Source organism: Pseudomonas sp. RIT409 (assembly GCF_003052515.2).
Classification (GTDB): domain Bacteria; phylum Pseudomonadota; class Gammaproteobacteria; order Pseudomonadales; family Pseudomonadaceae; genus Aquipseudomonas.
This window is the reverse complement of sequence record NZ_QARE02000005.1, coordinates 215,639-242,097: the sequence shown is the minus strand read 5'-3', so window position 1 is coordinate 242,097 and position 26,459 is coordinate 215,639. Positions and strand designations below refer to the sequence as shown.

16 protein-coding genes are annotated in these 26,459 nt (G+C 58.6%); 7 read left to right on the top strand and 9 right to left on the bottom strand.

The window, feature by feature from the left end; all coding sequences use genetic code 11:
- Together DBP26_RS09200 and DBP26_RS09195 are read right to left on the bottom strand one after the other, a co-directional pair.
- Positions 1 to 360 (bottom strand): PilZ domain-containing protein, encoded by a 360-nt coding sequence (locus DBP26_RS09200; RefSeq protein ID WP_108236977.1) that lies wholly within the window; start codon positions 358 to 360, stop codon positions 1 to 3.
- 320 nt (positions 361 to 680) lie between these two features.
- A complete protein-coding gene (locus DBP26_RS09195) occupies positions 681 to 1,055 on the bottom strand; it encodes a hypothetical protein (RefSeq protein ID WP_108236976.1) in 375 nt (124 codons plus the stop codon).
- 188 nt (positions 1,056 to 1,243) lie between these two features.
- Between DBP26_RS09195 and pyk the strand changes: the two genes are divergently transcribed.
- On the top strand, positions 1,244 to 2,695 hold the full coding sequence (pyk, locus tag DBP26_RS09190; RefSeq protein WP_108236975.1) for a pyruvate kinase: 1,452 nt from the start codon (positions 1,244 to 1,246) through the stop codon (positions 2,693 to 2,695).
- Between the two features lie 57 nt (positions 2,696 to 2,752).
- On the opposite strand, the gene DBP26_RS09185 is transcribed toward pyk, so the two are convergent.
- From DBP26_RS09185 to DBP26_RS09175, 3 genes are all read right to left on the bottom strand, one after another.
- Positions 2,753 to 5,563: an RHS repeat-associated core domain-containing protein gene (locus tag DBP26_RS09185; RefSeq protein ID WP_108236974.1), complete on the bottom strand. Its 2,811-nt coding sequence runs from the start codon at positions 5,561 to 5,563 to the stop codon at positions 2,753 to 2,755.
- 131 nt (positions 5,564 to 5,694) lie between these two features.
- The gene (locus DBP26_RS09180; protein ID WP_108237045.1) at positions 5,695 to 6,645 is read right to left on the bottom strand and encodes an iron-sulfur-binding ferredoxin reductase; all 951 of its coding nucleotides are present in this window, start codon (positions 6,643 to 6,645) and stop codon (positions 5,695 to 5,697) included.
- The gene (locus DBP26_RS09175) at positions 6,638 to 7,756 is read right to left on the bottom strand and encodes a GGDEF domain-containing protein (protein WP_108236973.1); all 1,119 of its coding nucleotides are present in this window, start codon (positions 7,754 to 7,756) and stop codon (positions 6,638 to 6,640) included. The genes DBP26_RS09180 and DBP26_RS09175 overlap by 8 nt, the downstream gene beginning before the upstream one ends.
- A 335-nt stretch (positions 7,757 to 8,091) precedes the next feature.
- Between DBP26_RS09175 and DBP26_RS09170 the strand changes: the two genes are divergently transcribed.
- Both DBP26_RS09170 and DBP26_RS09165 read left to right on the top strand, forming a co-directional pair.
- Positions 8,092 to 9,033, top strand: coding sequence for a hypothetical protein (locus DBP26_RS09170; RefSeq protein ID WP_108236972.1), 942 nt, complete (start codon positions 8,092 to 8,094; stop codon positions 9,031 to 9,033).
- 100 nt (positions 9,034 to 9,133) lie between these two features.
- On the top strand, positions 9,134 to 10,123 hold the full coding sequence (locus tag DBP26_RS09165) for a hypothetical protein (RefSeq protein ID WP_108236971.1): 990 nt from the start codon (positions 9,134 to 9,136) through the stop codon (positions 10,121 to 10,123).
- Positions 10,124 to 10,469: 346 nt separating this feature from the next.
- On the opposite strand, the gene DBP26_RS09160 is transcribed toward DBP26_RS09165, so the two are convergent.
- Positions 10,470 to 10,814 carry a hypothetical protein gene (locus DBP26_RS09160; protein WP_108236970.1) on the bottom strand — a complete coding sequence of 115 codons (345 nt, stop codon included), beginning with the start codon at positions 10,812 to 10,814 and terminating at the stop codon, positions 10,470 to 10,472.
- Positions 10,815 to 11,131: 317 nt separating this feature from the next.
- On the opposite strand from DBP26_RS09160, the gene DBP26_RS09155 reads away from it, so the two are divergent.
- The 3 genes from DBP26_RS09155 to DBP26_RS09145 all read left to right on the top strand — a co-directional run bounded on the left by DBP26_RS09155 (position 11,132) and on the right by DBP26_RS09145 (position 17,112).
- Positions 11,132 to 12,823 carry an RHS repeat domain-containing protein gene (locus DBP26_RS09155; RefSeq protein ID WP_158541412.1) on the top strand — a complete coding sequence of 564 codons (1,692 nt, stop codon included), beginning with the start codon at positions 11,132 to 11,134 and terminating at the stop codon, positions 12,821 to 12,823.
- Positions 12,824 to 12,904: 81 nt separating this feature from the next.
- A complete protein-coding gene (locus tag DBP26_RS09150; protein WP_158541411.1) occupies positions 12,905 to 15,349 on the top strand; it encodes an RHS repeat-associated core domain-containing protein in 2,445 nt (814 codons plus the stop codon).
- A gap of 239 nt (positions 15,350 to 15,588) precedes the next feature.
- A complete protein-coding gene (locus DBP26_RS09145) occupies positions 15,589 to 17,112 on the top strand; it encodes a fumarate hydratase (protein ID WP_108236967.1) in 1,524 nt (507 codons plus the stop codon).
- Positions 17,113 to 17,185: 73 nt separating this feature from the next.
- On the opposite strand, the gene DBP26_RS09140 is transcribed toward DBP26_RS09145, so the two are convergent.
- On the bottom strand, positions 17,186 to 21,556 hold the full coding sequence (locus DBP26_RS09140; protein ID WP_177411031.1) for a SpvB/TcaC N-terminal domain-containing protein: 4,371 nt from the start codon (positions 21,554 to 21,556) through the stop codon (positions 17,186 to 17,188).
- 314 nt (positions 21,557 to 21,870) lie between these two features.
- Here DBP26_RS09140 and DBP26_RS09135 point away from each other — a divergent pair, with 314 nt between their 5' ends.
- Positions 21,871 to 24,522 carry an RHS repeat-associated core domain-containing protein gene (locus DBP26_RS09135; protein WP_108236965.1) on the top strand — a complete coding sequence of 884 codons (2,652 nt, stop codon included), beginning with the start codon at positions 21,871 to 21,873 and terminating at the stop codon, positions 24,520 to 24,522.
- 42 nt (positions 24,523 to 24,564) lie between these two features.
- Here DBP26_RS09135 and DBP26_RS09130 read toward each other — a convergent pair whose 3' ends face one another.
- Complete coding sequence (locus tag DBP26_RS09130) at positions 24,565 to 25,722, bottom strand: phosphatidylserine/phosphatidylglycerophosphate/cardiolipin synthase family protein (RefSeq protein WP_108236964.1); 1,158 nt, start codon at positions 25,720 to 25,722, stop codon at positions 24,565 to 24,567.
- A 2-nt stretch (positions 25,723 to 25,724) separates the two neighbouring features.
- Positions 25,725 to 26,306: a YceI family protein gene (locus DBP26_RS09125; protein ID WP_108236963.1), complete on the bottom strand. Its 582-nt coding sequence runs from the start codon at positions 26,304 to 26,306 to the stop codon at positions 25,725 to 25,727.
- Positions 26,307 to 26,459: the final 153 nt, after the last annotated feature.

The window sequence follows — 26,459 nt, the reverse complement described above, 5'->3', positions numbered from 1 at the left end:
TCAGGCAGACGCTTCCAAAGGATAAAAGCTGAAGTAACGCTGCAACGCCTGAATCAGATGGTAATACTCGGCAGGGGCGGCTTTCAGTTTAAAACCGGAATCGTAGACGCCTGGCGTCTCGTCTTCCTGGCACCACAGGCAACTGGCGTTGATGTCTATGTTGTACAGACCGTTTTTCTCATCCGGGACTTTCAGGCGCAGCTGAAAGTCGGCGCCGACCAGAATCGGCAGATCGCTGATCAACATCAGGCCCTCTTCTGAGACATTCCCCAGGCAACCCAATGGCTTGTCGGTGTAGCGGTTGAACACCTGGAGGTAATAGGGCAATTGGTGCCGCTCGATTCGTCTTTCGTTGAGCATTCGACAGAGATCCTCGAATGACCATTGAGCATGGTCTTGCTAATGCGAAGAGATCCGATCACGCGTGAGCACAGACGACGACCGATCGAACCACCTGTTCATACCACAGGGACGTCATCTGACTCAGCAGACAGAATCGAAGTCACGCATCCATTATTCAATTTCGCGATAGCGAACGCGAACGCTCGCCCTCGTGGAAATAATTGAAGTGCCCTTCGCCACTCCTGTGAAGAAAGCTTAGGTCCCTACCGTTTGCAGACTAGCCGACTATTCCAGAAAGGCCACTCGAAAAACGTGACGCCCTATCCATACGGGTGTAACTAAAGTGAAGCAGGTCGAGCAACCGCCGACGGTGCGAGGTTGTCATGCCCCAGTTGGTGCAGCGTGTCCAATCGCGCGCGGGCCCTGAATGCGTATTCGCTATAGGGGTATTGCGTGATGATGAACTGGTACGTCTGGATCGCATCCACGTAAAGCTTCTGGCGTTCCAGGCATTGACCGCGCAACATCGACACCTCAGGCTGAACGTAACGGCGCGCGCGGCTCTCGCGGTCTACCTTGGACAGGTTGTACATCACGGCGTCGCAATCGCCTTTCGCGTACGCTCGATTAGCGTTATCCAGATGGCTGTTCATTGCCCAGCGCGTGCAGCCGCTCAAGGCTACCAGCGCCATTAATATCATCACGATTCGCATGAGAGTCTCCTGTGCTCTCCAACATATCGGCGAGGCGGCGGATTTCTTCAAGTCCGTTTCGTCGGCTGTGGCTTTGCACGAACTGGGCCGATTACCCATGCAATCCGTGACGCGTAGTGCAAAGGAACAATGACTACAGCGCAATACAGGAGTAGCCTTCCGCTGCGCTTCAATTAAGGAGTTTGTGCATGTCCGTTCGTCGCACCAAAATCGTCGCCACCCTTGGCCCTGCCAGTAATTCGCCGGAAGTCATCGAGAAGCTGATTCTCGCTGGCCTGGATGTCGCCCGCCTGAACTTTTCCCATGGCACGCCCGACGAGCACAAGGCTCGCGCGAAGCTGATTCGTGACATCGCCGCCAAAAATGGCCGCTTCGTTGCACTGCTCGGCGATCTGCAGGGGCCGAAAATCCGTATTGCCAAGTTCGCGAACAAGAAGATCGAGCTGAAAGTCGGTGACAAGTTCACCTTCTCCACTAGCCATCCTCTGACCGAAGGCACTCAGGAAGTGGTCGGCATCGATTACCCCGATCTGGTCAAGGATTGTGGTGTAGGCGACGAACTGCTGCTCGACGACGGACGTGTGGTCATGCGGGTCGACACCCAGACCGCCGACGCCCTGCATTGCACCGTGACCATCGGTGGCCCGCTCTCGGACCACAAAGGCATCAACCGCCGTGGTGGTGGCCTGACGGCACCGGCCCTGACTGAAAAAGACAAGCAAGACATCAAGCTCGCCGCTGAAATGGACTTGGATTACCTGGCCGTTTCCTTCCCTCGCGACGCTGCCGACATGGAATACGCCCGCAAGCTGCGTGACGAATCGGGCGGCACCGCTTGGCTGGTGGCGAAGGTCGAGCGCGCCGAAGCCGTTGCCGATGACGAAACCCTTGACGCGCTGATCCGCGCCAGTGACGCGGTCATGGTTGCCCGTGGCGACCTGGGCGTGGAAATCGGTGACGCCGAACTGGTGGGCATCCAGAAGAAAATCATCCTGCACGCGCGCCGCCACAACAAAGCGGTGATCGTCGCCACTCAGATGATGGAGTCGATGATTTCCAGCCCCATGCCGACTCGCGCGGAAGTCTCGGACGTGGCCAACGCCGTGCTCGATTATACCGATGCCGTGATGTTGTCCGCTGAGAGCGCGGCCGGTGCGTACCCGGTTGAAGCCGTCGCGGCCATGGCGCGCATTTGCGTCGGCGCAGAACGCCATCCGACCGGCAAGACCTCCAGCCATCGCATCGGCCACTCGTTCACCCGTTGCGACGAAAGCATCGCGCTGGCGGCCATGTACACCGCCAACCACTTCCCGGGCGTGAAAGCGATCATCGCGTTGACCGAAAGCGGCTACACCCCGCTGATCATGTCGCGTATCCGTTCCTCGGTGCCGATCTACGCGTTCTCTCCGCACCGCGAAACCCAGGCGCGTGCCGCCATGTTCCGTGGCGTGTACACCATTCCGTTCGACCCGGCCTCCCTGCCGCCAGGTCAAGTCAGCCAATCGGCTGTGGACGAATTGGTCAAGCGCGGCTTGGTTGAGCAAGGCGACTGGGTCATCCTGACCAAAGGCGACAGCTACCACACCATTGGCGGCACCAACGGCATGAAGATCCTGCACGTCGGCGACCCAATCGTGTAAGACGCTGCCGTCATGGAAAAAGCCCCGGCGCGTGAGCGTTCGGGGCTTTTCAGTGAGCTAATGGTGGAGCTGGTTCATCCTGATGAATCTCACCTTCGACATTTGGGCCTTATTACGCTCCACATGCCGACGCTCCGAATAGGTAATGGGTTCGTAGGTATTGTCTGAAGAGATGGTTTTATAACGTCGCGAATTGTAATGCGTCGAGTTCAGATCTTCCCAGCCGCTGGAAGCGTCAGCAGGGCTACTCAATCCTACGTCGACGAACTCGACGTCGGCGGGGAGCGTCGCAGAATCGCTGTGGGCCCAATCCAGCCCCAATTTGGATATGCGTCTGAATATCCAGTTGGTTACGCCCTCGGCGGCATGCTCCATTGCCGATGAGGAACCTCCAAACAATGCCTCGGGGTCTTTTTGGAGCATCGCAGCCATTGCCCCCTGCCCTTGTTGCGATAACGGCATTCTCATATTTTTGCGCCAGAACTCTCCCCATTTTTCTGGTCTTTCGTCATACCGTTTGATTTTGTTGCGCACGTTGAATCTCTCATTGTGCGCATAGAGAAAGTCGGACCAGCTCTGCAAGAGCGCGTGGGCTTGTTCTCTGCTGCCTTTATAATGAGTAGCCTTTTCCAGAAATATATCTACGCCCTCTTCAGGTACTTGACGATCGTCCGTATCGTCACCCTCCTCGGCATTACCGTCAAAAAATGGCTCGATAACATCCCCGTAATACCCCATCACCGTATCAGGCGAAATGCCGATCCCGGCATTCAACAAATCGATCGTCACGATGCTGCGGGATGACGCCTCGCTACCGCCTTCCAAGTACTTGTCCCGCGCAGGATCAAACCCATACAACAATGTCACCGTCCCTTCCCTCCCATCAGGATCGGTCATTGTGGCTGGATTGTTGCTAACAAATCGATACCGATTCAGCCCATCCACATCCTCTCCCGGATCCGGGTTGATCCATCGTCCTAACCACGGCGCGTAATAACGGGCTCCGTAGTCATACAGCCCGCTGACGTCTTGCTCCTTGCCCGAATAACGTCGAGTTTTAAAGCCCGCAGCGGTGGTCTGCGCCTGGGCCCACCATGCCGTACCGCCGTATGGGTAGTAGTGTTCCTGGCTGAGCAACGTGCCGGTTTCGTCACATTCCAGCGTCGCCGAGCCTTGGTGATTGGTGAGGGAAAAGCGGGCAAAGCTGTCTCGCCCCGTACTTGGGGCTCCATTCACCCATTGGGTCCAGAACACCCGGTTGCGACCCGCGTGGACCTCAACCGTGTGCCACGCTGTGTCGCCCACCGAATCGCTGTGTATCTCCAGACCGGGCAGATAGCGCACTTCTCGACGGCGAACCTGAGGAATCCCCCCCACCAGTCGCACCTTGCGCACACGCTGTCCCGAGGCGTCGTAGACATATCGCTCGCTGTCGGTACTCCCGTCGTCTCTGATAACCGGAGTGATCTGACGTAGCCGGTTGCACACGTCCCACTCCAGAGCCTGACCACGGAACAAAGCCTGTTGATTGCCATTGGCATCGAAACCCTTGGCAATATCCTGCTCATCCGGCGTCCAATCGCCTTGAACCAACAAGCTCCGATTGCTGGTCGCCGAAGTGATCATGCGACGCGTAAACGCTTGGGCGCCACTGTGCACCACAGTTTGAAGATTGCCCGCTGAGTCGTACGCGTACTGCTCGCAATAATTGGCCAGTTGCCCCGGATCGGCAGTACCCAAGTATGCGCCGGTCAGGCTCCGCCAGCCCTCGGACCGGATAAACTCAAAGCCTGTGGCCTCGATCAATTGGTAGAGCGAGTCATAGGCGTAAGTGTTCGTAGCGCTGATCTGCTGGTTGCGAAAAAAAACCGAGGGTTTCACGCCGTCGTCGACGCGCGTGACGTTCCCCACCGGGTCATATTGATAGGCCAGGCATTGAATCGCCGCACCCCCCGGTAGCCCGGACTCCAGATGAAGCAGGCGGCCACTCTGAGGGCAGAACTGCGCTGATGTCACCACTCCATTCCCCGCTGTCTCGCTCACGATCTGATCGAGCGCGTTAAAGCGAACTTGACTGAGCAGTAACCGTGGCTCGGCGCCACTCAGTTGCAACGAAACCCGATGCAAGTGGCCACCTATGTCGTACTCGAACCGTTGAATATTCTGCCGCGCGTCAATCCACCGTAACGGTTCGCTCAAGGCATTGAAAACGCGGCAAGTCTCCGCGCTTTCGATTTCCAATAACCCGTCACGGGCGGCGAGAGCCGATGGCCAATCCGGATCGTCCAGCGTCTTGAGAAAGCGCCGCTGCTCGGCGGCAACGTTTCCCGCCAAATCGTAGCAGGACATTTGCAGCGTCCCCGCCATATCGTCATGCCGCGCCAACCGCCCGCAGAGGTTTTGATGATGTTCCTTAGGGCCGCCATAGGTCATCCGCTCGACCACACTCGCGAAACCATCAGTTGTCTGCTGTAGGACGGTTGTGAGCCGAAGTTCATCATCGAATACGCGGTAGTGAACATGACCGCGCCCATCCCATACAACTCGTGATTCGCCCGCCTCGCCTGCAAGATTGAGCACCCACCCTGCGTCGACGCTTTGAGAAAGAAGCACGGTGCCTGAAAGGCTCCGGTGATAAGACCGGTTGGGAACACCCCCTTCCTGCGCGGCTAACGTGCGCCCGAGACGCGGATCGTAGGCCGAAATGAGCCGCCCCGCCCTATCGTAACGTTGGTAATGGGCGCGCGGCTCGGCAATCGCATCCGCCGCTGCACGATGAAATTCGACCGTTGACACGACCAAAGCCCTTGGATCGAAGACCCTGATGCCCGGCGTCGCGCTATGTACGGATGAGGCAGAATTCGACATGCAAACCTCCCTGGTCAGTTGGCACTGCGTCCCACCCTGCGTTTTCCTGAGCGTCGCAGTGCCCAGCGAGATAGATACCCCCTCGTCCGAACGTTATCTACTGTCAGAAATGACAGTAGGGAGCATGCTATTTACCGTGGGCCCTCAACTGACCGGGCCTTTTCCAGAAACACATCCGCCAGCACCTGCCCTCGCGGCAACCCGGCAATGAACAAGCGCTTCGTGAAGGCCTCGACCTTCGCAGGCGCGCCACAGACAAGCGCAATGGTTTGCCGAGAGGGAACACGCAGGCTCGACAAGACATTCGGCAAGGATTCGGGCTCGATCAGTTCCACCTGCAGGGCGCTGTGTTCGGCCATCAGGCTGGGAAGCCGAGCCGCAAGATAAGGCTCGCTCGCAACGTGCATCACTCTGATCGGACCTTGGTGTCGCTGACGCAACGCCTCGCGCAGGATGCCCCAAAGCGGCCCTAACCCGGTGCCCGAGCCCAAGAGCCAAAGGGGCCGCTCCTGCCAATCGGGATCATAGTGCAACGCGCCGCCGCGAAGCTCGCCCAGACGCAGCGTATCGCCAGGCTTCAGGCCACGTGCGGCATCGGCAAAAGCGCCGGGCCGTGAGCAATCGATATGAAACTCCAGAAAGGGGTCTTCTCCTGGCAAGCTCGCCAGCGAGTAAGGCCGGGCGACCCCTGTCGAAGTCCAGAGCACCAGATGCTGACCGGTCCGATACCGTAGAGGCCGCTCGGGTTGCAGTTGCAGGCGCAGTACGGTCGGACTGAGCCATTCGGATCCGCTGACATGGGCTGGAACACCGTTTCGAACAGGATCGAACACCTCGACACAGACGTCCTCGACGACTCGACACTGACACGCCAGGCGCCAGCCTTGCTCTCGCCTGGCGGCTGGCAGCGCGTCGGGCATCGCGTCGAGTGGCTCGCCACTGAGGCAACGGACCAGGCACGCATGGCAACTGCCTGCCCGACAGCTATAGGGCACAGCGACACCGGCGTCATTCAAAGCATCGAGCAGGCTGCTACCCGAAGCCACTGACCACTGTCGATCGGCTGCTCGCAACTCAGGCATCGACATGATCCCAGGCGCCATAGCAGCGATTGCGACCGTGATGCTTGGCGCGATACAACGCCTGGTCGGCACGGTGCAGCGCGCGGTCCATGTCATCCCCACGCTCGATGACCGTCATGCCCACTGATAGGCTCAACTGCAGGCCGGACAACTCGGGAATGTCAGTTTGCTCGAAGGCCAACCGCACGCGCTCGCAGCACTCGATCAACTGTGCCCGAGTGCAGCGGGGAATCAGCAGAACGAACTCCTCCCCGCCATATCGGGCAAGAATGTCGTCGGCACGCAGGCATTGACTTGCCGCGGAGGCGAACACCTGCAGGACCCGGTCGCCCGTGGCATGCCCATAGACATCGTTCACCCGCTTGAAATGGTCGAGGTCGATCAGCGCCAGGCCTGCGGTGTAACTCCCCTCCATGCTTTCCAACTCGCGCGTTGCCAGGCGCAGGAAGTGACGGCGGTTGTAGAGGTTGGTCAGTTCGTCAGTTGAGGCCAACTCCTCAAGCTGGAACATCATGCCGCGCAGCGTTTCCTGGTGCGCTTGCAAGGTGATGCGGTGCTGGTGCATGCGCTGGCGCGAGCCTTGTACGAAACGGGCATACAGGCACAGCCAGCCCAGAACGATGAACAGCGCGCTGGTCTGCAGACTGGCAAGACCGGGGTCGGACAACTGGCCCTGATGCGCGTCCCACAGGTTGAGCGCGGTAAACCCGAGCAGCGCCACGACAGCGCAGCGGGTGAATATTTTCGGCGGCAGGTGGAACAGACCGAAGAGCAAGACCAGCACATACAGCACCAGGAACGTGCCCCGCGCCGAATCCAGGTGGTAGAGCAGAAACGTCTCCCACCCCAGGCCCATCAGGACTTGAAACTCCGTCAGGCTAGAATCCCTGAAGCGCTGGTTAAAGCCGCTGAAAAACACCAGGCTCAGGGCTGCCTGCGACATCATGACCGAGACACTGACGAGCCAGACATCGAAGAAATCGGCTCGGTAATACCCCGCGCCGTACGCGACCCACATGAGCACGATCAGCAGCATGTAGGTACCCGCCGCCATGGCGAAGCGCTTCATCCGCAAGCGCTGAATAGATCCATCTACATGAGGGTGATTCATTGTTGGAGCTCTACAGTCAAGCCAGGTGGACCCGCCTCATGCCGCCGACGGCCGCGTCTTGCGACGGCAGGCAGTGCCGCGGTCCCGAGGTCATCAGGAAACGCCAATGTAGAGCAAACATGGCGATTCGCCAACGCGCGCAGCGACTCCGCCATTGCCACACATCCGATAGACCATCCCTACCGCTGCCTCAAGCAGGATGACGCTCACCGCTGAACACCCACCCTGACAACTCCTGAAAACCTCTGTCGCCGCGCGATATATATGTATATCCATCTGGTGCGGGACGACTTCTACACTCGGGTCTCTTATCAGCACCACGGACGGTAATCCCCATGAGCTATACAGACGATACCCAATGGATCAGCACCTTTACCCTCGCTGTCACCTCCAGCTCCAACAAGGTGTTCTCCAATGGGCGCCACCAAGTGGAAATCACGGTCGGAGTCACCCCACAAGAAGGTGAAGAAGTCACCGAAGAGCAGATGGCGAGCATCCAGCTCGTCACCCTGGATGATGAGGGCAATTATCAGGGGCTTTCTGGCGATCTTCAGCTCGGCACCGAACGTGACGAACGCTTCGACTATCACCCGGACGCATCTGCCTCCGACATTACAGGCCTCGAATCCACGACTCAGCGCCGGATTTTCTATGTTTCGTCGACACGCCCAGAGGCCCGCCAGGACACCCTCTACGCCGTCATCAGCAAGGACGACGAGACGCGCTGCGTCACTCACAGCAGCACATTCAACGCTTCGGTCACTGTGGAGTCGGTAGCACCCACCCAGGTGAGTGCAGACGACTTCTTGTTCTGGGGAGACGCTGTACCGAACCCTGAGCCTGCTCTCGCACAGGCAAGCTGCGAAATCTATTCCCTGGCCTTTAAGGACCCAGCACGCAGAATTGTGGCATCCCTTCCTCGCGGGGCTGGTGAAGGCGTCGCCTATTACCAGAACCACCTCGATATTTCCCCCTGGGAGGACGCTGATGAAGAAGCGTCCGTCCCACCGCGTTTTCAGAACTTCTACCACTACGCCTACACGATGGGCGAACCCAAGGCGTTCGTTTTTCAGGGCACCTCCCTCCCGCTGAACCAGACGCCGGGCGTCATGAATTTCGTGCGGCTGAAGACGACCAGCGACCGCCCTGAGGTGGAATTTCATCACGACGCCAGCCGTTGGGCGTTACTGGACCAATATGGCAATGCGCACACGATCGAGATGAAACAGTTCAACGATGGCGCAGGTCTGGATTTCGCGTTGCTCGAGTACATGTGAAGCGCAAACGACCTCAGTCTGTTTAACGTAGGCAAACCGCCTGGCTTCTCTTTCAAGCACATCTTGATCGAGCGGCACGTCACTCCATGGATGGAATGAAATGAAGATCATTGAAAACACCCACTTTCTCAGCACATTTAAAATTCAGATAACCTCTGGCCAGCCTCGAATCTATAACAACGGGCATCAGCAGATCGAAATAACGGTCACCTACCAAGCGGCAAAAAATGTGGAGCTGTCTGAAGAGCAATTGAGCAGCCTCAGGCTCGTCACTTCCAAAGGGGGTGAATACCGTGAACTGTCGGATGACTTCAAAGTCTCGACCACGCGCGACCCTCGGTTCAACTATTTTAAAGACCCGCACGGCCCGTCCAACTTGAGAGCACCGGAGGTTATCGCAGGCCAGAACATCAAAACCTTCTACATTTCCTCCACACATGAAGCGGGTATCCCCATCAATCTTCATGCAGCCATGAACAAAGATGAGGAGCTTGTAGCAATCACCGGAACCAAGTACTTCAACTCATCGTGCACCATTACGACGGTCAATCCGAATCTGAGACTTACTCGCCAGGATTTTAAATTCTGGGGCGAAGATGTTCACTGGGAGGACCTGAGCAGTTGGCACGCAGGACAGAAAGCCACGAAAGAGCTGGACGTCGACGTCTACCATCTGTCCTTCAAGGACCCACGACACCGGCTGGTGGAGTCCGTAAAAGCTGAAGAAGGAACCGTGGATGAGGGAGAGCCGTGGTTCCACAAAAAGTTCGAAGCCGAGGCATCCTGGTTTTTTGACAGCAAAGAAAGCCGTACACAGATGCACATCGCCTACAGAGTCGGTACACAGCTGAGTTTCAGCAACGAACACATCACCATCAATGTCTCCCGACGCAATGTCATGAATTTCGTACGCGTCAACATTTATGAGAAACACCCTGCGTTTCCTGTATCGGTCAAACCCCTCAATGAGCGCAGTGTATGGCTGTTGCGGGATCAGAACGGAAACACACACAAAATCGAGATGTTCACGGAATCCAACGGCAACATTCCAAACTTCAAAGTCATTGACGAGCACTACGATGACCACTGAATAGTGCAGCGGTAGCGACGCCCCTTTTGAGCGGACGTTCAAAAGGGTGCGTTCTTTATCAGGCATATTTACAGGGAGTGATGATATGTCAATCAGCGGTATTCATACCCAAGCGACAAATTTCGTGGATTTTATAAAGACGGGCGTCGATGCCCGTACAGGGCAGTTCACGATTGCATTCCAGCTGCCGCTACTTCCCGCCAACGATCTCGCGGGGCCCTCTCTTTCGCCCACCTTGTCCTTCAACGTATTGACCTCGACCGTCGACCGGGGATTTGGCTACGGTTGGGCACTGGGTTTCAGCGAAATCAACCTGCAGCAAACCTCAGCCTCCCTCCAGCTTTCTTCAGGCGAACGTTTTGCCATCGATATTAAAAATACCGACTTCTCGCCTGGCAAAGAGCTGGTGCTGTTCGACAACAAGCTCAAATCCATGGTCGTCACGTGCCAAAGCGACACTGAAGTCCGAATCGATCACAAATCCGGGCAGACCGAGATTCTGACCAAGCAACCCAACAGTGCCAAATACGTGCTGACGGAGCTTCGCAGCCAGGAGGGACGCAGGCTGTACGTGGATTGGTCTGCGTTCGCCAATGACGACTTCAGACTCGACAAAATCCGCGACGAGACCCGCACGCTGTTGGAGGTTCAGGGCGACGGTGGAGAAGTCGTATTTCAGGTGCCAGGCCATGAGGCTCGTACCCTGTCACTGCAACTGACGAACGATATGCTGGGCGCTGTGTACCTGCCTGGCATCGAACGACCCTTCACCGTGACTTATGAGGCGCATCCGGTGAATGCCGAACTGGAAATACTATTGCCTTCCGAACTTACCAGCCCATTGGGGACATCGGACAGCATCCGATGGGGGACGGGCGAGTTTGGCCACCAGCTTCCACCCGGTGCTCCCTTCCCCGAACTGCCAAGGGTGATTGAATGGAAGCATTCATCCGGAACGGGAGACGTTGAACTGACCCGCTCTTACGAATGGGTCGGTGCACTCAACTTTTGGGATTCGGAAGCGAGCACCCCTTCAACTGGCAGACCGGACGCGACAACCTCTATGCGGTCCAGGAAGATTACAACTACGAAGTCATTGAAACGCAGATGGATGAACAAGCGCGCACGCTCGCGACCACGACGCGCACCTGGAACCGCTTTCACCTGCCTGTCAGTGAATCCACCCGCCAGGGGGATTCCGAGATCAGGCGCCAGACCACGTTCGGTATCAAGCCTGACACCCACTGGGACGAACAGCCAGCGTGGTGCCAGTTGCCTCATGAACAAACCGTCACTTTCATTGACCACAAGACCGGCAATCAACGCAGCGAGACGACCGAATATCGCTACGATGACAACGGCAATGTCGTATTCAGTCGCAGCCCCAACGGTGTCGAAGAGCACAACGAGTACTACCCCGCCGAAGGCGCCGAAGGATGCCCGGCCAACGCCATGGGCATGGTCAGGTACCTGAAGAAGAAAACCACCCGACCTGCTCGTCTGGAAGATGGCTCTTACGGCGGCGCATCCGAAATCTCCACGAGCTACACCTACACTGCATTGGCGTCGCTCATTGAGGGTGAGCCTGCGGTCGTGGTGGTCGAGCGCGAAACGGCACGGGATGTAACCCACAACCGCGTTCTGGAGACCACTACTCAGACCTACATCACCGAGCCAGGTCCGCACTACGCCCGCGTGGATAGAAAAATCACCACGCTCAACGACAAACCCACGACCACCTCCTATCGCTACGAACAAACACAGGACGAGCTGAGCACCCATGTCACCCTGATTGGCTTTGAAAACACTGAGCGGGTGCGGGCGACGCAAAGCATCGCGCGCTCGCTGAGCACCGGCCGAGTGACACGGGAGCGCAATCAAGCTGGGGTCATTACTCGCTACGACTATGACGACCTGGGGCGGATTACCCTCGTCATCACTGCCGACGACAGCCCTTACCAAACCCGCCGCACCACGACCTATCACATCGGCGATGCCGTCGCGCTCGAACACCGGGCGACCGGCGAAAACCCAGTGATGGTCGAGGACTGCCTCACCACCGGTCAGCGTCGCCGTCAATGGCTCGATGGCGAAGGCCGAACCGTGCGGGTGGAGCTTGAAGACATCGATCACGCGCCAGGCGTATTTCGCGAAATTGCCCGCACGGCCTTCGACGCCTTGGGCCGGCCCCTCATCGAAACCCAAGTGGACTGGTTGCGCGACCCAGAACACCCGGCAACAGTGACGGCGCTCACGCTCATTACAACCACTCAGTACGATGACTGGGGTCAGGTGAGTTGCAGCACCACGCCGGACGGGGTCCAACATCACAGCGAGCACAACCCAGTTACCCTCTCCCTGAAGACGTGGCAGCAAAACGGTCCCCTTCGCAGCGCCTGCACCCAGACGCTGCACAATGTGTCCGGCAGCCCACTCGCCGAGCAGTTATATGACTCACAGGGAACGCTGATTCGCAGCAAGGAATGGGGCCGGGATGGGCTGGACCGCATCACTCAAACCACCGTCAAAGTGCCCGGTCAGCCGGACCGCGTGACCACTGCAAGGCTGGATGTCTACGGTCGGACGGTCGAACAAACGCTGGCCGACGACACAGTGGTGAACTGGACGTATGCCTTGCACAGCGATGACAACCACCCGGAGACCATTGCCGTCACACCCCCTGCGCTCGACGAAGCGTGACCAAGAACCACAGCCATGACGACAGGGACACCGGTTAACGCAGACGTTCCTGATTAACGCTCTTTCCAAGGAATGGAAAAAATGAACGCACCCACGATTATCGGTCGGCAAACTTTCGATGGCCTGGGCCGTCAACTCACCGTAGAAGTCGGAGGGCATACCACCCGCCTTGACTACACCGACGGGCAGTTGCCGCCTTCGTCCACCACGCTTGCCGATGGCAAGAACATCACCTTCACCTATGAAAAGGCATTGAACAATCAGCTAGTCGGTGTCGCGGCTGCGGGCGAGGCGGACGTCCTTATCACCCGTCATCCGACATTGGGTCAGCCTTCAGCCGTCGCAGGCGCATTGGGTACCAAGGCGTTCGCATTCACCCCGTCCGGCCAGCCCGCGAACGATACCTGGACCGTCGACGGGCAGTCTCATCACACCGCATGGCGCTATTCGTTCGGCGGGCTGCTTCAAGGTTTCGACGACGCCGAAGGCGTTGCGCACCTGCGCCAGCTCGACGCCGTCGGCCGCGTCGAAAAAACCCGTGTTGGCGACGTTGACACCTATTACACCTACGACGCCCTTTCGCGCCCTCTGTCGATTCGCGTCGTCGACCCGCACAACCAGCGCACCCTTGTCACGTCGCTCACCTACGACGTGGTAGGCCGGGAACACACCCGCACGTTTACCTTTTCCCAGGCAGGCGAGGACGATGAAACTGCCGTTCAGACCATCATCCAGACAGTGGAGTATTCCGCACTCGATCAGATCATTTCCCGCACTTGGGCCCAGGGTGGGCACGTAGGGGAGGAAACCTTTGAATACGATGCCCGCAATCGTCTGATCCGGTGCACTGCCAATGCGCTGGCCGCGCCTGAGGATCCGTACGGCAACCGCATGGTCGAGCAGGTGTTCGTTTTCAACGCCTTCAATGGCTATGAGAAGGTCGTCAGCACCTACTTGGACGGCACCCGAGACGAGGCCTGCTTCAGCTACGCCAGCGACGACCCCACCCGCGTCGTGACCGTTACCCACACGCATCCGTCCTGGCCCTCAACCATCACCCTGACCTATGACGCCTGCGGTCGGGTGATCGGCGACAACCTGGGCCGAAGCCTTAGCTGGAACACCCAGGGCCGACTCACCGAGGTCCGGGCGCCATCGGGCACCTGCACCTATCGCTACGATCCCAGCGGGCAATTGACCGACCGCGTAGTAAACGACACCTTGACCCGAGACTTTTTTAGCGCCGATCAACTCACTCATAAGCGCACCGATGACAATCGTGTTCAGTTGATCGGCGACATGGGCGCGCTGTTCGCGGTGAGCAACATCACTGACAGCGTTCGTCAAACTATCCTGGTCGGCACCGACGCCCAGGGAAGCGTCCGCCTGGAAGCCGACAGCGAATTGCGCATCCGTCGCTATACGGCCCATGGTGCCGAAACCTCCGCTTCTGACCACGTCGCCTTCGGTTATGCAGGCGAGCAACGCGAGCCGGTGTCCGGCTGGTACGTGCCAGGAGGCAACCGCCCTTACGACCCTGTTCTGATGTGCTTTTTGGCCCCCGACAGCCACAGCCCATTTGGTCCGGGGGGCATCAACGCCTACGCCTGGTGCGCGGGCGACCCGGTCAACCGCGTTGACCCCGATGGCCACAATTGGGTGAGCTATGCCTTGGCTGGGGTCGGCCTCGCGCTGGGTGCGCTGGCATTGATTCCCGGCCTTCAAGCGGCGTTACCCGCCGCGGGGGCGTTGATCGGTTCGGGACTGGGCGCGCTGACCACTGGGCAGATCACGGCATTGGTTGCCGCCACGTTGGATATCGTTTCCCTGGCCACGGGTGTGGCGAGCACAGCGCTTGAAGCAACCGGCCAAAACGGCGCCGCGTCAGGGGTATTGGGGAGTATTTCTCTGGTCACTGGGCTTGCGGGGGCAGGAGCGGGCTTCAAGCTGAGCAGTCTCAGACGGGCCGGTTCGCGACAGAGGGCGTTGGACGTCACACAAGGGTGGAAGCCGCCCAAGCCTGGACGCCTGGGGAACGGCGAAGTGCTCGCCCAGCACACGTCGAGGGCCGTGGACGTCGGCTTCATCGACACCTATCACGCCACCAACCGCGCGGCATTGCTCACGCACGGTGACCCCTTGCGTGCGCTGCTCATGGGCGCGGATGGAAAAGTCAGTCGCGCAGCCGACGTGGCAAGAGACGTCATCGCCCCTCGACTCCAAACGCTCAACGAGACGGCAGACCAGACCTTCGTGCTGTTATCGTGCTGGGGAGGTTCGAACGGGTCGGCATTGGAGATTGCCAAGGTGTTGAACCGGCCGGTGCAGGGCTTCGTCAACAAGGTCTACTTGAAAGGATTCGCTGGCCTCCAGAGCCCGATCAACTCATCCAACAGGCCCTTGGAAGCCGTTTCTTTCTTTGAACGCCTGCAAACCACCGGCAACCCGATCAAGGCTTGGAAAACCACCTTCCGGGAGGCGCGCGCCAACATCTATCATCCAGACGGCACGGTCACACCGGTCTGACGGAACCGGCGCAGGGCATGGCGGTTAGCGGTAATACCGAAGCGCCTGTCCTGGCCTTTAAGACCAATGTTTACCCTGCGACAGGGTGTCGCGGCGATGTTCACGCGGTATACTGCCGCGCCTTTTTCCTGCTGCTGTGCCTGAGCGGTAGCCGAGCCAGAGGCCGTTTGCGCAACTGCCACGCGTATCCTGCGCCAGCCGCCCCTATAATGTTCCCGCCTGAATAGAGGAGAACGCCCATGACCGTGATCAAGCAGGATGACCTGATTCAGAGCGTCGCCGACGCCTTGCAGTTCATCTCCTATTACCACCCCGTCGATTTCATCCAGGCCATGCACGAGGCCTACCTGCGCGAAGAATCGCCCGCCGCGCGCGACTCCATGGCTCAGATCCTCATCAACTCGCGCATGTGCGCCACCGGCCATCGTCCGATCTGCCAGGACACCGGCATCGTCACCGTATTTGTACGCGTCGGCATGGACGTGCGCTGGGACGGCGCCACCATGAGCCTGGACGACATGATCAACGAAGGCGTGCGTCGCGCCTATAACCTCCCGGAAAACGTCCTGCGTGCTTCGATCCTCGCCGACCCGGCAGGCGCTCGCAAAAACACCAAGGACAACACGCCGGCGGTCATTCACTACTCCATCGTCCCGGGCAACACCGTGGAAGTGGACGTGGCGGCCAAAGGCGGCGGATCGGAAAACAAATCGAAGATGGCGATGCTCAACCCGTCCGACTCGATCGTTGACTGGGTGTTGAAGACCGTTCCGACCATGGGCGCTGGCTGGTGCCCGCCTGGCATGCTCGGGATCGGCATCGGCGGCACCGCCGAGAAGGCCGCGGTCATGGCCAAGGAAGTCCTGATGGAGTCCATCGACATCCACGAGCTGAAGGCGCGCGGCCCGTCAAACCGTCTGGAAGAAATGCGTCTGGAGCTGTTCGAGAAGGTCAACCAACTGGGCATCGGTGCCCAGGGCCTCGGCGGCCTGACCACCGTGCTCGACGTCAAAATCATGGACTACCCTACCCACGCCGCGTCGCTGCCGGTCTGCATGATCCCTAACTGCGCCGCCACCCGTCACGCCCACTTCGTGCTCGACGGCTCAGGTCCTGCATCGCTGGAAGCGCCACCGCTGGACGCGTATCCGGAAATCGTCTGGGAAGCCGGCCCGTCGGCTCGTCGCGTCAATCTCGACACCCTGACCCCAGAAGACGTCCAGAGCTGGAAGCCGGGTGAAACCGTCCTGCTCAACGGCAAGATGCTCACCGGTCGCGATGCCGCACACAAGCGCATGGTCGAGATGCTGAACAAGGGCGAAACCCTGCCGGTGGACCTCAAAGGTCGCTTCATTTATTACGTCGGCCCGGTCGATCCAGTCGGTGACGAAGTGGTGGGCCCAGCCGGCCCGACCACCGCGACCCGGATGGACAAGTTCACCCGTCAGATCCTCGAACAAACCGGCTTGCTGGGCATGATCGGCAAGTCCGAGCGGGGCCCGACTGCCATCGACGCGATCAAGGACAACAAAGCCGTTTACCTGATGGCGGTGGGCGGCGCGGCGTACCTCGTCGCACAGGCCATCAAGAAGTCGCAAGTGCTGGCATTCCCCGAACTGGGCATGGAAGCCATCTACGAATTCGAGGTCAAAGACATGCCGGTCACGGTCGCCGTGGACAGCAAAGGTGAGTCGGTACACATCACCGGGCCTGCGATCTGGCAGAAGAAGATCAGTGAAAGCCTGGCAGTGGAAGTGCAGTAAGCACTGACGGTGTCTGTTTTGCAGAAAGCCCGGCCAGCGTGCCGGGCTTTCTGCGCACAGGGCCTTTGAGTCATCAAAACCCGAACACGTTTTTCTTCCTGCCCACGTTCGAACCGTCATCGAGCAACGGCAGCCCTGCCTGCGCCCGCCGCGCGTTGACCTCCTCGGCCGTATCGTTTTCGTCCTCGGCAATGGAATACCAGTTCCGGTAGGTGGTACGTCGCAACCAGCCTTTGGCGGTCCAGCTCTCAGTGGGCCGACCCAAGGGATCATAAAACTGCTTGTCGTGGTACCAAAGCTCACGCACCGAACTGTCGCTCACGTAACCGTGACTGTCGGTAAAGTACGGGCGGTAGACCCTGATCGCCAGCCCTTTGTTGTTGTACTCCACCCGCTCGCTGACTCGCCACCGCTTGTCCTTGACGTCCACCTCAATCAGCCCATCGCCATCGAAGCACAGATGACCGTCAATGACCTGATACGCCATGCCGGGTTCGACCAATTGCCGGGTTTGCAATTGCCTGCCGAAACCATCGACGGAACTGAGCGTCATGCGCAATTGCCGCTCTGGATCTCCTGGGTAGCGATCCCATTGCTGGACCAAGCTGTGCACCGGCACTTTGCGGTCTGTCCAACTGTACGCATCGTAGAAATAAGCAGTGCCGAAGTTGATGGTCTGGGAAGGATTGGAGATGGCTTCATCGGGCGTCTGGTCAGGGAGAACGACATGCTCCAGGGTGTCGAAGCCGACTGCTTCTCCCAGCTCGGTGCCATGGAAGCTGGTCATGCGCAGCATTCCGAACCCATCGTAGAGCGCCTCTTGCGTATTCTGATTGGGATCGACCACTTTGATGGGTTGCAGGCTGTAATAGCTGAAAGTCGCCGATGTTCTGCAGCCATCCGGTGCCGTCACGGCGGTCAGCTGCATACTGTAGGGGTCATATTCCACCCGGCTCAGGCCATGGCTGGCCGTGGGTCTGAACGCATCGACACGGTAAAAATGCTCGGCGCCCGCATAGGTGTTGAACTCGCGCTTGACCGACCACAGAACGCGCTCCGGCTCTTCTGGCAGAAAGCACGCCATGGTGTGATAACCCAGCTCGATCAATTTGGCGGTCAGTTGATCAGCGGTCATGACCCGATCGTAAGCGGTCAACGCATGCTCATCGAGCTCCGCCATTTCCGTGGCGTCAGGCAACGCCTGGAACGTCGCCTCGCCCTCTCCGGCCTCCTTGTACCGCTGCCGGGTCAAGGTCAACAACGTGCGAGGTAATGAAGCGAACCAACCATCGGCTTGAATGAAGGCTTCATAGCTGATGTCCTCAAGGTTCACATCGGCGGCCTCCGCCATCATTGCATTGTCACGCCTCAGATACGGCAAGCCCAGGCGCCAGCTCTGCGGAGCATCCAGATGAATGACCTGAACCCGACTTTCGGTAAGGTAGAAACGCTGCTGCGCTTCGTCATGGGCGGCGCGCCACCAGCGCTGCTGATGCTCATCTTCGAAGGGAGGCGCATCGCTTTCGCGCTTGCGCCGCGCGTAATGGACGTTGGCGCCGTGGGTCAGCACGCCGTAGGCATCCCAGCCCAGACTGATGCTGCGCTGGCACATCGGATCATCCGCGAAGCCCTCGTATTGATAGCTGATCGATTCCAGCATCAGCGGCAGCATACGGGCATAAGGCTGATGAAGACCTGCCGGTTCGAGTTCGCGCACCAGGTAGCGCGAAGTCCGCACGGAATAAGGGACGTCGTCGGGACGATCTCCCAGCATCGCGAACACCTCAGCCCTGATTACAGACCCGGCAAGCGTGCGCCCCATTGACCTTGACTGAGCCTCGGTGGGCGACTGGATCACTTGGTCTTGCCCTTGGTCATAGGTCGTCAGCAAGTCTTCTCCCAGGGCTTGGGCTTGTGGGTCGCTCTGATTGAAGCCTGCCGCAGGGCGATGCGGAAACCGCCCCGTGTGGTACCAGGTTTTGCTCAGCACAGGCGCCGTGAAACCTTCATCCTCCTGCCCCGCTTGCTGCGCCTCACTGTCTCGTTGCATGACCAGACCAAAACCTCTGAACTCGCGCTCCTCACCATCGTAATAACCCTGGCGGTAGTGAAAGATCTGGGTCAGTTGATTACCGGTCACCTCGTCGAGCTGTGTCTGCCGGCTGACGACATGCAGCGCAAAGGGCACACCGGGTTCGATCGGTGATCCGGACATTTGCAGCTCATGCTTTTCGTCCAGCCATTCCTGTGCCGAACTGCGATATGTCACGGTTCCGGATGCCCCCATGTTGTTGTGGGTCTGGCGCAATAAATACGGTTTGACCGGTGGGTGGTCATAGCGCCAATGGGTGGGGCTCAGGTGGGGAGTGGTCAGTACCAGGCTCGAACAACCCAACCCCTGGAGGTCGGCCATGCTGACCTGACACAACCGGTCATAGCGCACACCCTCGGGCCAGGCGTGGAACACAGGCTCACTCAAGCCTCGTCCAGATCGATTCAAGAACAGCTTGAAGCCTTCGCTCTCGAGGTATATCAGGTCTACGGCTCCGGAGCCGTCCATGTCGGCCAGACGAATGCGCCCCGCGTCGAACTCGGTGTAAGAAAATGGCAGCGTGGCAAATGGCTGGCCTTTGCCAAATTTCCCTCGTCCCAAGTTCGGCCAAAAGCGGATTTCATCATGCCGAATCCGCACGAGGTGTTGCTGCCCCGACCCAAGAATGTCGCAGAAAACCACCAGTTCGTTCGGGCTGTCCCCTAATACCGGTAACCGATCGTCTTCCCCCTCATGGGGCACATTCTCTCCTGCTGCAAAGCCTTGAGCACGCCGGCTGGCATAGAGTCGCACGCTCCTGGGCCCGACGAGCGCAAAATCGCCAAGCCCATCGCCTACCAGATCCACAAACTGCCCTTCAGCGTTAAAGAACTCCGGGGGAAAAGCCGCGAAAGGCAGGTAGTTCGACCAGCTACCATCGGCCTTCATGGAGAAAAAACCAGCGCAAGCCGGTTGCGCCAAGACCCAGTCCAACCGACCATTGCCGGTCAGGTCGGCGAGCGTCTGACGCACTGGGGCCTGAGCGTCGGCGACAGGAATCAGCGGCAAAAGCTGCCAGGCGCCGTAGGTCACTGCATCGGGATCCTGGGCCTCGACATCACGTTGTGGGGCGCGGTACATCCATCCCTTGTCGTCACGGTGAAGGACACCGGCCACCCCTTCGCCGTAAAGATCCACCAGTTGATAACGCTGGCCATCGTCCAGCCCCGGCATCTGCAGGAAGGAGGTGAAGCTCCCATCTCTGGCGTCGAAATCCTGATAGGTGAAGCTCAATGGTGGACGCGACTGGCCCTCGACTTTAGCGGTGCCGTCGTCATAGTGGTACCAGCCCCAACTTGTCGCCAAGGTCAGCGCCTGGTAGCGCTGCGCAAGGTCGGTGTAACCAAACTTCAGTGAGGCGACCGCTTGCGGCATCTCACCGGTTTCAGCAGGAAAATGATGAAACAGGATGAATTGATGGGCGAGCCGCAACGTGCCGACCTCAAACCCAGTGGCGAACGATGAATGAAAATCCGAGCGCGCGCCCCACGTACCCTCCGTCACGAATGGAGGGGCGGAGCCTTGGTCCACACGCTCCCCATAATCAGCCACCAGATAGAAATGCCACTCAAGCCCTGCGACCTGCTCCGGCCGCCAGAGATACAGATGTGAATGGGCGGCGAAGTTGCCGTAGCACACCCGATGCAAGTAGCGCTGGGCCGTGAAGTCGCGTGCAGGATCAGGCTGGGTGTCACCGACGGTGCCCGCCATATCCTCTGGCTTGTAGGTATAGAGAATGTGCTCGCCGCGCGCATTCATGGTTTCTTCCAACAACCACTCGGCGACGCGGTTTGCGTCCTCGGGGTCAGCGATGCGCGAGCCTGGATTACGGCCGTACATCGCCAGACTTCCATCGGCCCCATGCACCAGCCAGAAACCCGGAATGTCGTCGACGTGTCGCCAATGCTCGATGCGATTGAATGCACTTTCGACTCGAGCGAAATAGCGGATGACTTGGTAGCTTTTGTCCAGTGTCAGGTCACCATAGGTGTCCACGGTGGTCTCCACCACCGAGCCCTGCGCGTCGCGCTGTGCCAACCAGACATCACCGCCAGGGCCGAGAATCACATCATCGTCGGTATAGCGTGGCACGCCCTTACTGGTTCTTCTGCTGACGTGCTCCAGGTTCAGGCCCCAGCCCAACCCGAAAATGCCGTTGCCTACTGAACTCTGGTAGTTGAGCGCCAACTGCGGCGCGTAACCACGTCCCGCCGAAACCGGTAAAGGGAGGCTTAACGAAGAAACCCCCATGGCCCCCACGGCACCAAAGCCCTTGCCAATGCTTTGAATCGCGCCGCCGCCCTTGGGCAGCGAAGGCGCGGAAATGCCGACGTGTTCCTGCTGATCAGCCATGATCGTGCTCTCCACTCCTTTGGACATCGGCGATGCGCGGGCGAATGGCGAATACGGCGAAAGAAGCGCCGAGCCACCTGTAACGCCTCGATTGCTGTTCAGTCTAGAAAATGACGGCGCACAGGATTAGAACGTATCGCGATATCCGTTATCGCCACGTCGCAGCATGGGACAACTGCCGAACACTGCAGCGTGACAATGGGAAGGGTTGGCCTAGGAAGTGAGCATTACCGTAGGTCGCCGGGAACGATAGGCAGCGCTACTGAAGTCTAGCCTGAAAGAATAAGTCACCTACGGACAGGGACGCCGTTGCCATGCCCCTTCACAGCCAGACCCCTCGGGTACACGCCATTGACCCAAGGGGACTTTCAATCCGGGAACTTGACTGGCACCGCTCCGCCCCGGACGACCCTGCGCAGTTGCGCGTTACGCGTCACACATGGGACATCGCCGGACAACCTTCATCGGTTTGGGATCCGCGGCTGGGGGCCGAGGGAGTGGTTGCTAACACCACGGCGATTCACACCCTGTCTGGTAAAACAATTCTCACCACCCATTTCGACGCAGGCTGGCGGTTGAACTTGATCGCAGCCGATGGTCAGTCGTTGGACACCTGGGATGGTCGGGGAAGCCACAGCCGAACCGACTTCGACGACCAAACACGACCACTCTGCGTGACAGAAACGGGCGTCGATGGCCCACCCAAGATCGTCGAGCGGTATATCTACGGTGGCGCGTCGTCCGCTGCGGCGCTCCGCAATCAATGCGGCCGACTGATTCGCCATGACGATCCGGCAGGCACCCTGTGCGCTCAGGAGTTCGGGTTGACAGCCGAGGTACTGACCGAGAATCGGAGATTTCTGCACACAGACGAGCCACCCGACTGGCCGCTTGATTTGGGCCAACGCGATGCATTACTGGAGCCGGGAACTGGGCACACCACCACGACTGTTTTCGATGCTGCGGCTGCGCTCATTCTCCAGACCGACGCTGCCGGCAACCGCACTGAACACCGCTACAGCGTTGATGGGCTCCTCCGGGAAACACACCTGACACTGGTCAACACGCAGAATGCTCAGACGCTCATCAGCGACCTTCGCTACAACCCAATAGGTCAACTGGAAAGCGAGCGTCTGGGTAACGGCGTCATCACCGAAAAAACCTACGAGCCGGAAACCGGACGACTGACGCGCATCTTCTCTTCGAAAGCCGCCACTACCGCCTTGCAGGACCTGAGTTACTGTTACGACCCAGTGGGCAACCTCGTCGAAATCGAGGACGCTGCTCAAGCAACACGCTTTTTCGCCAACCAACGCATCGACCCCATGAGTCGCTATCGCTACGACACGCTGTATCAGTTGATTGAAGCCACCGGTCGCGAAATGTCCAACGGTGCCAGCTACGGCCCGGCACTGCCGATGCTGCAAAATCTGCCCCAAGACCCTACTCAACTGAGCAACTACGCCCAGCTCTACAGCTACGATGGCGGGGGTAATCTGCTGGAAATGCGACATATCGGCGCCCAATGCTTCACGCGAAAAATGCGCGTTGCTCCTGACAGCAACCGAAGCCTGCCTGAAGGCGAAGCCGATGCGAATTTTGAAAAAAGCTTCGATGCCAATGGCAATTTCCAGCAGTTGATGCGCGGACAAGGTTTGGCGTGGGATCTGCGTAATCAGTTGCGTCGGGTCACCGCCATAAAACGCGAAGACGACCCCGATGACGATGAAGTTTACATCTACGCTGCCGACGGTCAGCGCTGTCGCAAGATTCGCAGCACTCACACCCAAAACCGAACAGTGATGGCTGAAACGCGCTATCTGCCGGGTCTTGAAATCCGCACGATGCACAACGGTGAAATCCTGCACGTCTGTTCAGCACCCGCAGGACGCTGCCACGTACAAGTGTTGCACTGGGCCGCCAACAAGCCGGATGGCATTGACAACGATCAAGTGCGTTACGGCCTCAATGATCACTTGGGCTCAAGTACGCTGGAATTGGACGGCAGAGGCAGCGTGATCAGCCTGGAAGGCTATTACCCGTTCGGAGGGACGGCGTGGTGGGCTGCCAGAAATGCGACAGATGCAAAGTACAAAACAGTTCGTTATTCGGGCAAAGAGCGGGATGCATCGGGGCTTTATTACTATGGCTTCCGGTATTACGCGCCTTGGTTGATGCGGTGGGTCAGTCCGGATCCTGCAGAGGGCGAAGATGGGCTGAATCGCTATCAGATGGTCGCCAACTGCCCTCTCTCGTATTCCGATCCATCGGGCAAAACGAAGGAGCACGTCAATACGCCGTCCAACACAATGACTGATGTATTACGCCAACATTTTGAGAAAAAATTTAAAAAAAACCCAGAGAAGAAGGATATGTTTGAGAATTCATATAGCCACGTAATGCGCGACAAATACACGATCGCTTCCAAGTACCACCCCGCTGGGCATATCAGCCCCAATCTGTTCATAAACAAATTTGAACCCGATGTCTGGACCTTCAAGAACAATAACAAACCTATAAAAGAACACCCTATGCTTTACGCAAACGAAATAGCTGCCTACCAATACTACCGAGTATCCAACGACGTCGGCTTCTTCGGAAAATTACCAACCCTGATTATCCGAAACAACATTTCAAACAAGGGTGTAAAAGACGTAGCACATAGGTATCCAAGCAACACCCCAGAATTCACCAAGGCATTCCTGACGCAAACTCAGAATGGCAAAAGCACTCAACGAATTGTTGATGAATTTGGGCTAGACATTGTCAAAATAGAGCATTCATTCAATGAAGTAGAGTTGGTAGACATCTACGTGCACGTCAAAAGCAAAGCCAAGTTCCTTGATTCATCCCCTCTTCCAGGAAACGATTCATCTTCTACCTCAAGCCTCAGAAAGCTTTCATTGCGCGAAACACCGTCCAAAGTCGAGCGATCAACCAGAAGACCTCATTCAAATGCAATATAAATGCGCTTTCCACATCAGAGACACCCAGCAATGTGCTCAATTTCATCCCCGCCGATCCAACACATTCACTACCAACCGATCCACCCAGCCCCAGACCCGCTGCTTGATGCGACTCCACAGTGGCCGGGTCTGCCAGGTTTCCAGGCTGACTTCGGTGCTGACGAGAAAGTCCCGCTCGAAGCTTTCCGTCACCGAACGCGTCAAGGCCGGATCCATCGCCTCGAGGTTCGCTTCAAGGTTGAAGCGCAGATTCCAGTGATCGAAATTGCAAGACCCGATGCTGACCCAATCGTCCACCAGCACCATCTTCAAATGCAGAAAGCGGGGTTGATACTCGAAAATTTTCACGCCCGCTTTTAGCAGGCGCGGGTAGTAGCGATGACCAGCGTAGCGCACCGAAGGGTGGTCGGTGCGCGGACCGGTCAGCAGCAGGCGCACCTCGACGCCTCGGGAGGCCGCGCGGCGCAGGGCTCGGCGGACTTTCCACGTGGGGAGAAAATAAGGTGTGGCGAGCCAGATCCGCTTTTTGCTGGTATAGAGCGAGCGAACCAGCGATTGCAGAATGTCGCGCCGTTGTCGTGAGTCGGCGTAGGCGACTCGCCCCAGGCCCTCGCCGCTGATCGGAACCTTGGGCAGCCGTGGCAGGCCGAAATTCTCCGCCGGGCGCCAAGCGCGACGTCGGGCGTTGGCATGGAACTGCCGATCAAACAGCGCTTGCCAGTCGATGACCAACGGGCCGCGGATTTCGACCATCACCTCGTGCCACTCGCTGGTGGCCTGATCGGGACGCCAGAACTCATCCGTGACGCCGGTGCCGCCGACCACGGCAAGCGCTTTGTCCACCAACAGCAATTTGCGATGATCGCGGTAGAAATTGCGAATGCCCCGACGCCAATGCACCTTGTTGTAGAACCGCAGGATCACGCCCGCCTCGGTCAGGCGCTCGCGCAGGCTGAGGGTAAACGCCAGGGAGCCGAAATCATCGAACAGGCAGCGCACGATCACACCCCGCCTGGCCGCATTGACCAACGCTTGCACGATCGCCTCGGCACACGCGCCCGCTTCGACCAGATACAACTCCAGCTCGACCTGCTGCTGAGCGGCGTCGATCGCGGCGATCATCCGCGGAAAGAACGCCGGGCCGTCGATCAGCAGATTGAACTGGTTGCCCTCACGCCACGGAAAGATCGCGCCCCTCATGCTCAGCGCGCCGTGAAGATCAGCACGGCGCCCACTGGCACCGAATAGCCGATGGCTGACAGACCCGCCACGTTGCGCAAGCTGTCGAGCCCCGGCAGCAAGCCGAAGTCTTCGACGTGCAATACCAGAGGTTCCAGCGTCACCACTTGAAAGCGGCGGTCGTCGAGCCGGGTGGCCAGCAACTCTGCCCGGTAGCTTTGCGACTGGCCGTGCATCTGCACCTTGAGCGGTAAACGCAATTCCAATTGCGCACCGGGCGCCAGTGCGTTGATCGGACGCATGTCCAATTGCGCAGTGATCTTCGCCTCGGGGAATTGCGTGACGTCGAACAATTGCCTGCGCAAGCGCTCGTCACGAAGGGGGATTCCCGTGCTCACTGAATCCAGCTCCACCTCCAGTTCAGCAATTCCTTTGGGGTCGACTTTGCCGTGCAGATTGAGAAAGCGATGGACTTCGGAAATGTCAGCATTCTTGGTGGAGATGAACGAAAGCCGCGAGGACTCGTTGTCCAGATACCAATTCGCCTGAGCGGGCAGCGCCAGGAGGGCCAGCGAGGCCAGCAGCAGGCGAGAAAGTAAGGGCATGGGAACTCCAGATGCGCGATGGGGCAAACCTTATCCGGCTGTCAGACCGCAAGCAAATCGGGATGTTCGACGTTACGGCACCGGGGGCAGCAATCGGCAGCCCTGGCGCGCGCCTTGCCATTGCGCCGCGCTCTCCCGGCCTGCGGCCAGAAA